Annotated in this window: 5 protein-coding genes; all 5 read left to right on the top strand. The window is 45.0% G+C overall.

Annotation, left to right across the window (positions count from 1 at the left end):
• Positions 1–19 precede the first annotated feature (19 nt).
• The 5 genes from QUB30_RS32230 (at position 20) to QUB30_RS32210 (ending at position 8,610) form a co-directional block, all read left to right on the top strand.
• Entirely contained in the window at positions 20–4,975 is a 4,956-nt protein-coding gene (locus QUB30_RS32230) for a PAS domain S-box protein (RefSeq protein ID WP_333342190.1), read from the top strand.
• Entirely contained in the window at positions 4,972–6,330 is a 1,359-nt protein-coding gene (locus tag QUB30_RS32225) for a response regulator (protein WP_333342188.1), read from the top strand. The genes QUB30_RS32230 and QUB30_RS32225 overlap by 4 nt, the downstream gene beginning before the upstream one ends.
• Positions 6,331–6,380: 50 nt before the next feature.
• A complete protein-coding gene (locus QUB30_RS32220) occupies positions 6,381–6,866 on the top strand; it encodes a hypothetical protein (RefSeq protein ID WP_333342192.1) in 486 nt (161 codons plus the stop codon).
• Between the two features lie 506 nt (positions 6,867–7,372).
• On the top strand, positions 7,373–7,588 hold the full coding sequence (locus QUB30_RS32215) for a hypothetical protein (RefSeq protein WP_172190416.1): 216 nt from the start codon (positions 7,373–7,375) through the stop codon (positions 7,586–7,588).
• A 155-nt stretch (positions 7,589–7,743) separates the two neighbouring features.
• Positions 7,744–8,610 (top strand): pirin family protein, encoded by an 867-nt coding sequence (locus QUB30_RS32210; protein ID WP_333342185.1) that lies wholly within the window; start codon positions 7,744–7,746, stop codon positions 8,608–8,610.
• The last annotated feature ends 388 nt before the right edge of the window (positions 8,611–8,998 follow it).

Below are 8,998 nucleotides of genomic sequence, written 5' to 3'. Positions count from 1 at the left end.
GGCGCAGCAGTTACAGAAATTGCCCGTTGAAACTCAGGATGTTTTAAAATTAGCCGCTTGCATTGGCAATCAGTTCGCTCTGACAACATTAGCAATTGTTTCGCAAAGAATGGAGACGGAAACGGCAACCGCATTGTGGAAAACTTTACAGGAAGGTTTTGTTTTACCTCAGAGCGAAGTTTATAAGTTTTATCTGGAGGTAGAAAATATTTCTCAATCTACTTCTCAAACGGTTGCCTATCGTTTCTTGCACGATCGCGTCCAGCAAGCCGCTTATTCTTTGATTCCGGAAGCAGAACGCGCGATCGCCCATTATCAAATCGGGCAACTGCTGCTGCAACAGATTTCACCAGAAGCTAGAGAAGAACGCATTTTTGAATTAGTCAATCAGTTGAATTATGGAACCACACTGGTTGTGGAACAGCAGGAAAGGGACGAACTCGCCCAACTCAACCTCACTGCTTGCCGCAAAGCCAGAGCCGCAACGGCTTATCAAGCCGCACGCGAATATGCCACAGTGGGCCTGAAACTGCTGGGAACAGACGCTTGGCAACGGCAATATCAAATGACCCTATCTCTGTACGACTTGGCTGCCGAGGTGGCTTTTTTGGTCGGCGATTTTGAGCAGATGCACCAGTGGATTGAAGCGGTAATCGATCATGCGAAAACGCCTTTAGAACAGGTGCAAGTTTATCAAGTCAAAATCCAGGCATTGGTCGCCCGCAATGAATTTTTAGAGGCGATCGCGATCGGTCAATCTGTCTTCCAAATGTTGGGAGTGAACTTGCCAGACAGCCCAACGTTAGAAGATATTGGGCAGCTTAAGCAGGAAATCGATGCCTTAATTAGCGATCGCTCAATTGAGACATTCATTCATCTGCCGAACATGACTGATGCCCAGCAGTTAGCAATTATGCAAAATGCGGCTCGTCTTACACCCGTCTGTTACATGACAGGCTCAAAGCTTTATTTCCTAATAGTTGCTCTACAGGTCAAATTATCAATTCAATTTGGAAATAGTCCTGTTTCGCCTTATTGCTACGCTGGTTACGCCTTCCAACTGAGAATTCTGTGGGGAGACATGACAAAGGTGCCTCAGTTTGGGCAATTAGGATACCAACTAGCCTCAGAACCAGATGCCAAAAATATTCGAGCCGCAACAGCCCTGTTAATGGGGGGATATGTTGGTCATTGGACGACCCATCTGCAAGAATCGCTGCCCATTCTTCTCGATGGCTATCAAGCTGGATTGGAAACGGGCAATCTAGAATTTATGGGCTACGACGCGCAGTTGTACTCCTTCAATGCTTATTGGTGCGGTCAACCGCTGACCGAACTCGAACCCCAAATTCGCGCCTATTACCAACAGTTGTGCGACCTCCACCAAGTCACAGCAGCAAACTGTGTTTTGGCTTACTGGCAAGCTGCTCTCATTCTGCTGGGTCAGTCAGAGAACGAGATTCTCTTACGCCAAGATTCATACGAAGAAAAAATCCTGGATGAGGCCAAAGTCGATTTTTACCGACTATCCTTCTTTTACCTATATCGATTCACATTGAATTACTGGCTTGAAGACTTTGCCAAAGCCCAACACGATGGGGATCAAACCCGACAGTATTTGGCCGGAGGGATGGGTAGTGTCGTTGAACCGATCTTATATTTCTATGATTCTCTGACCGTGCTGGCTACTCCTGGTGAATCGATGACTGACTCGGAACCGCGATGGCAGCGAATGGAAGAAAATCAAGCCAAGCTAAAAGAATGGGCGCATTATGCTCCCATGAATTACTTGCACAAATATCATTTAGTTGAAGCCCAAAAGTATCAACGCCTCAATTGCAAAACAGAAGCGATAGAATTTTACGATTTAGCAATTCAAGGAGCCAAGGACAACGGTTATATCCAAGAGGAAGGATTAGCCAACGAACTCGCCGCCAAGTTCTACCTTGACTGGGGCAAAGAAAAAGTTGCCGCAGGCTATATGCAGGAGGCGTATTACTGTTATGCCCGTTGGGGTGCTAAAGCCAAGGTTCGAGATTTAGAAAAAAGGTATCCGCAGTTACTTCAAAGCATTGCTAAGCGAGAAACCGTATCAATAAATAGCACCCAGTCGATCGCTTCAACCACAATGACCGATACAAATATACTAGATTTTGCGACAGTGATGAAAGCCTCGCAAGTGCTGGCTGGGGAAATTGTTATTGACAACTTACTAGCAAAATTACTAAAAATTGTCTTAGAAAATGCAGGCGCCTGTTCGGGCTTTCTCATCTTAGATAGAGGAAGTGAGCTGTGGATAGAAGCAGCGGGTACACTTGTTGAGTCAAACCAAGTATTTGTGCATCAAGCGGTGTCGGTTCAAAACAGCTTATTAGTCCCACTTTCAATAATTAATTATGTTGCCCGAAGTCAACAAGATGTGGTTCTGGATGACGCCCGTAGAGCTGAAATTTTTCTCAATGATTCTTACATTAAATTGCATCAACCTAAATCCGTTTTGTGTACTACTATTCAAGGGCAAGGTCAACTCATCGGTCTTGTTTACTTAGAAAATAATTTAACTACAGGCGCGTTTACTCCCAACCGCTTGTCAGTGGTCAGAATGTTGTGTTCCCTAGCGGCAATTTCTATTAAAAATGCCCAACTCTATGACCAATTAGGGGAATACTCGCGAACCCTGGAACGTAAGGTGATGGAAAGAACCCAAGAATTGCAACAAGAAATCGCTGTCAGAATGCAGACAGAAATAGCCTTGGGCCAGTCTGAGGAAAAGTTTTCTAAAGCCTTTCGTTCCAGCCCTAGCCCGATCGCGATCGCCCGATTCGCAGATGGACGCTACATCGAAGTGAACGACAGCTTCCTCAGCACTTTTAGTTACTCTCGCGAAGAGGTAATTGGTTTTACAGCAATTGAGTTGAATCTTTGGGTTAATTTAGAAGAATGTGGTAGATACAGACAGCTATTGCAAGAATTAGGAGTGCTTCGCAATCAGGAATTCGATTGCCGTACTTCCTCAGGCGAGATGAGGAAGATGCTGGTATCATCAGATATTATTGAGCTAGGTGGAGAAGCGTGTATTCTTGTAGTCACTAACGATATCACTGAACGTCAAAGGGTAGAAGAAGCGCTCAAAGAAAGCGAGGCTAAATACCGTGACTTAGTTGAAACATCGCAGGATATGATTTGGTCACTTGATACCGAAGGGCGTTATACCTTCGTCAACGCTGCTGTCAAACATATTTTTGGTTACTGCCCTGAAGAAATGATAGGGCGAAAATTCAGTGATTTTAAGTCCCCTGAACAACTTCCCAAAGATAACGAGATATTCCACCGCACGCTGAACGGAGAGTCCGTTTTTCAGTATGAAACTATACACTTAGCTAAAGATAGCAGACCTATCAATCTCCGGGCTAATGCAATTGTAGTACGGGATTCTGAGGGAAATGTTCTAGGAATAACTGGCACAGCAAGCGATATTACGGAAAGCAAAAAAGCAGAGGAAGCCTTACAACAAGCCAAAGAAGTGGCAGATGCGGCTAACAAGGCTAAAAGCGAATTTTTATCAAATATGAGTCACGAACTGCGAACTCCCCTCAATGCAATTCTCGGCTTTACCCAAGTGTTAGCCCGCGACTCATCCCTTTCTCACATACAGCAGGAACAGATCGCCATCATAAGTCGTTCTGGCGAGCATTTGCTGGCACTGATTAATGACGTGCTGGAAATGTCCAAAATCGAGGCAGGTCGGATTACCTTAAATCCTACTAGCTTTGACCTGTATCATTTGCTCCATTCTCTCGAAGAAATGCTCAAACTCAAAGCTGATTCTAAAGGTTTACAGCTCAGTCTTAACATCAATTATAACATTCCTCAGTATGTAAAGACTGACGAAAGTAAATTGCGTCAAGTCTTGATTAATCTGCTAGGAAATGCAATAAAATTTACGAGCAAGGGAAGTGTGACACTTCGGGTTTCAGCAATTAGTGCCAAACAAAAATCGGCAACAGAGAATGAACAACAGACTATTACGTTTGAAGTGGAAGACACGGGCCACGGCATTGCTCCTACTGAGGTAGATTCTTTATTTGAGGCTTTTGTACAAACTGACACGGGTCGGAAATCTCAAGAAGGAACCGGCTTAGGTTTACCCATCAGCAGAAAATTCGTACAACTGATGGGAGGAGACATTGCGGTCAGCAGTACCTTGAATCGAGGAACTATTTTTAGTTTTGATATCCAAATTAGCTCACCTGATATGGCTGAAGTTCAACCTCGACAATCAAGAAAACGGGTAATAGGTTTAGAACCCAACCAACCCTCATATCGCATCTTGGTGGTTGATGATAAATGGGAGAGCCGTTTGCTATTGGTTCATCTTCTCGAACCGCTTGGCTTGGAGGTGCGCGAAGCCGTAAATGGTCAAGAAGCTATTAGAATCTGGGAAACTTGGAAACCTCACCTAATTTGGATGGATATGCAAATGCCTGTGATAGACGGATATGAGGCTACCAGACAAATTAAAGCCCAGATTCAAGAGGAGGCTACCCCGATTGTTGCGTTGACCGCTAGCGCTTTTGAGGAAGAGCGAGCCATTGTTTTATCATCAGGCTGTGACGATTTTGTGAGCAAGCCTTTTCAAGAAGAAGTTATTTTTGCCAAAATGGCTGAACATTTAGGGGTACAGTATATCTATGAAGATTTACCGAACTTTACATTATCTCAGCTTGAGGGTCAAGACTTGAGTGTAAAAGCAGGGGAAGAAACTGAATTCTTGAGGACGAATTTAGCGGCAATGCCTGCGGAGTGGGTGATACAGTTACATCAAGCAGCTATCGATGCTGATGCAGAGCTGATTTTAAGTTTGGTCGCCGTCATCTTCAAATCCAATACTTCTTTTGCAGAGACTATCGCCGATTGGGCTAACAATTTTCGGTTTGATAAAATCACTAACTTAACTGAAGAAATGATTCCATGAACAGCCAGCAATTAGAATCTCATTTTGCCAATCTTTTAGTGGTTGACGATACCCCAGACAACCTGCGTCTTTTATCCACTATGTTGAGCGACAAAGGGTATAAAGTTCGGGGCGTAATAAATGGGGAGATGGCATTAAAAGCAGCGCGTTCAACTCCACCCGATTTGATTTTGCTCGACATCACGATGCCCCAGATGAACGGCTATGAAGTTTGCCAACACCTAAAAGCGGATTGCAGGACTTCGGGGATTCCAGTAATTTTCCTGAGTGCCCTAGATCAAGTCTTGGATAAAGTCACAGCATTTGCTGTGGGAGGAGTAGACTACATCACCAAGCCATTTCATTTAGAAGAAGTTTTAGCTCGTGTCGAAAATCAACTAACTATTCAGCGTTTGCAAAAAAAATTGCACGATCAAAATGCGCGATTGCGGGAGTCCGAAGCTAAAGAGCGGGAGAAATCCCAGCAGCTAGAGCTGGCTCTACAACAGTTACAACATACGCAAGCTCAACTCATCCAAAGCGAGAAAATGTCAAGTTTGGGGAATGTCGTAGCGGGGGTAGCTCACGAAATTAACAATCCGATTAGCTTCATTAAGGGGAACCTTTCCCCCGTAACGGAGTACACTCAAGATTTGCTGAGACTGGTGCGCCTCTACGCAGAAGATTGCCCCAATCCCACAACAGCTATCCAGGATCAACTGGAGGCGATGGATCTCACTTTTCTCAGCAATGACTTGCCGAAATTAATTGCTTCTATGAGAATAGGAGCTGACCGGATCGAAGAAATAGTCCGCTCGCTGCGGAATTTTTCCCGACTCGATCAAGCTGAGTTGAAAGCGGTGGATATTCATGAAGGGCTTGAAAATACGCTGATGATTTTGCAGCATCGGCTGAAAGATGAAGCAGACCAAACGATAATTAAAGTGGTAAAAGAGTATGAGTACCTGCCAAAGATAGAATGTTATGCGGGGCAAATGAATCAGGTTTTTATGAACGTCCTGACCAATGCGATTGATGCGTTGCAGTCACAAAAAAGTTTGGCAAAAGAGGCAGGTGATAACAGCCCCATCCCTACTATTACTATTTGCACGAAGTTACTTTCCGACTTGCAAGCGGGTATTTATATTACTGATAATGGGCCGGGCCTAATAGAAGAAATTCAACAACGCATTTTTGAACCCTTTTTTACAACGAAGGAAGTGGGAACAGGAAAGGGATTAGGGTTATCGATTAGCTATGCTATCGTAGTGGACGGGCACGGCGGGCAACTTCGTTGTCTTTCGGTACCCGATCGAGGAGCGACATTGGCAATCGAAATTCCGATTCACCACTCTAAAAAACATTTTTCTAAATAAATTTAGGCAGGGTTATAACAACCATGTATTATTGACCGCAATTTAAAGAAATTGCTTTTTACAGCACGACGATATCGACTAATAACGATTTAGCTGACATTTATTATCCTAAATCATCAGCTCTTAATTCGGGCACTTACTGTTTCCAGATCGCACTTTTATTGCAAGGTGCGCTTTTAGATAAATCATTTTATTCAGATTACGCTAGCCTCGTGGCGCGGTATGGCTTGGTGGTAGTCGTTCCGAACAATTTGCGCCCTTCGCCCTTCAATCCCACTTCACCCCCTAACTTGGTGTCACAAACTTCGCAAATTGCGCCGGTTTTGTCCCAAATGGCGATCGAAAACACCAAGCCCACATCTCCGATTGCGTTTGTTGTCGATACGCAGCGCCTTGGTTTATTAGGTCATTCTTTTGGTGGTGCAGTAGGTTATCGAGATTATATTTACTATCAAGGTGACGCCCTCGATCCGAATCTCCGTGTTACCACCGTTGCAGTTCCAGAACCATCTTCTAACCCACCTTCGGCCCTTTGACAGTCAGATTCAGATATTTTTGACGAAGCCATGAGGTTTGCATCAATTTTGAGGAAATTCCAAGTCAACATTCACTATTCGTTGAGAATTGGTTTAACAATACTCCGGACAGTTTTTGAGACCGAGGCTGAAACCCTCATTCTACCGTTAGCATTTGACCTCACTGAGAAGGCTGAAACCAGCATTCTGCTGTTAGTGATTGAAAACTGTCCGGACTATTGGTTTAAGAGGAGACGGTTTTTCCTGTGAAGGTCTGAAACTTTCGCACAGCAAGAGGTTCAGACTCGTGAAAGACGAAAATTATCACAGTGTGACATTTTAAGGGCGCAAGGTGGGTTCTCACTGTTCCACCGCTGCATAGGTTTCAATTTTGTGACTTCCATCACTTGTAACACGGACTTGGTTCACCGAATATTTTCAGTATTATCACGGAAAAAAACCAGCAGCATCACTTGCTCTTAAGGGAAACCAGGAGATGATTAAGGTGTCGAGTTCAAAGCAATACCATGTCTCCAGTCAATCTTCTCCCCGGCGCTATCAACGAATTAATCGCCACTGTCACCGATACTCACCGCCTCACCAAAGCTGACCGCTACGGCATGATGGCCGCGATCCTCGATGAGTCCATCAGCGAAGAAGAACGCGGCTCGCTCGATCGCCTGATTCGCTCCCTGGTCAAAGGTCGGATTCAAGTCAGTGATGAACTCTCCATCGTCTCGTAAACAGAAAGCTGGTTGAGAACTCGACACTCTACAACAGCTTTCCGTTGGGAAAGTTGAGACAAGTCACCGATATAGCGATCGCCCTGTACAAGAATAGCTTTTTGTATAATGCACTTTTGACATAGGCGATTAGCATTCGCAACTTTATCAACATCATGACGGATAACATCCAGCATCTCATCGAGCCGCACATTCAAGATTTGGGTGGATTCCAAGCCCGCCGCCTGCTTCCCTCAGACGTTTTACCACTGGTAGGCCCGTTCATCTTTTTTGACCATCTCGGCCCTGCGGTGTTTCCACCCGGTCTGGGCGTGGATGTCAGGCCCCACCCGCACATCAACTTAGCAACCGTCACCTACCTGTTTGAAGGCGTTTTGCTGCACCGCGATAGTGTCGGCAGCGTTCAAGAAATCCGTCCTGGCGCGGTGAATTGGATGACGGCAGGGCGAGGGATTGTCCACTCTGAACGCACGCCTGACGATGAGCGCAGCAAAGAAGCTATCTTGCATGGCATCCAAACCTGGATAGCACTTCCCGATGAATACGAAGAAACTGACCCCTGGTTTCGCCACCATCCCGCAAGTGAGCTGCCTGTTTGGGAGGATGCAGGAGTTTCTTTCACCCTAATTGCGGGTGATGCCTATGGTCGCACTTCCCCAGTTCAAATATTTTCACCCATGATTTATCTGGACGTGCAACTGACTCCCGGAACAGAATTTACCTTGCCGGGCTGTTACAGCGAACAGGCGGTTTACAGCGTAACAGAGGGGCTTGTGATCGATCGAGTGCCTTTAGAACAACATCGGTTGGCAGTTCTAAATTCAGGCACATCGGTAAACATTTCTACTTCAGGCCAAGCCCGCTGTATTGTAGTTGGCGGTGAACCTGTTGGTGAGCGGCATAAGTGGTGGAATTTTGTTTCGAGCCGACGCGAGCGCATTGAGCAGGCCAAACTCGATTGGACAGAGGGACGGTTTGCTCAGGTTCCTCAAGAGACAGAATTTATCCCGCTGCCAAAATAGCTTCTACCTATTTACTCTCCCAAAAACGCTCGCGCCCAATATGCACCTGCCACTCTACGACCCTAGCAGCATTGGTAACAAGTTAGAAGGGAGTAGATTTTGTCAATACGCCTTTGTGTAGAAATATTATTGAATAATAATGATAATCAAAGAAAGGGTAAGGGTGGGAGAGTCCGCCGTCTGCAGACTCCCCCGCCGGCAGCGATTATCATTATTAATAAGTTGTTCGCTCGCTCTAGTTGCGGGCGATCAATATATATAGCAATCCTAAATGATTTTCTATATCTAGAGCAATCCTAAATCATTTTCTCTGTGTAAGTATATTGACGTATTTTGGGGAAATCAAATTTATGTTCGTTAGTAAAAAAGTCTCTCCAAAAATTTGACA

It is taken from the genome of Microcoleus sp. BROC3 (assembly GCF_036702515.1).
Taxonomy (GTDB): Bacteria; Cyanobacteriota; Cyanobacteriia; order Cyanobacteriales; family Microcoleaceae; genus Microcoleus.
The sequence above is the reverse complement of the archived record's forward strand: the minus strand, read 5'-3'. Positions and strand labels throughout refer to the sequence as shown.

Excerpts from the sequence above, each read along its gene's own strand:
- QUB30_RS32225 (WP_333342188.1), top strand. The coding sequence starts at position 4,972 with ATGAACAGCCAGCAATTAGAATCTCATTTTGCCAATCTTTTAGTGGTT.
- QUB30_RS32215 (WP_172190416.1), top strand. The coding sequence starts at position 7,373 with ATGTCTCCAGTCAATCTTCTCCCCGGCGCTATCAACGAATTAATCGCC.
- QUB30_RS32210 (WP_333342185.1), top strand. The coding sequence starts at position 7,744 with ATGACGGATAACATCCAGCATCTCATCGAGCCGCACATTCAAGATTTG.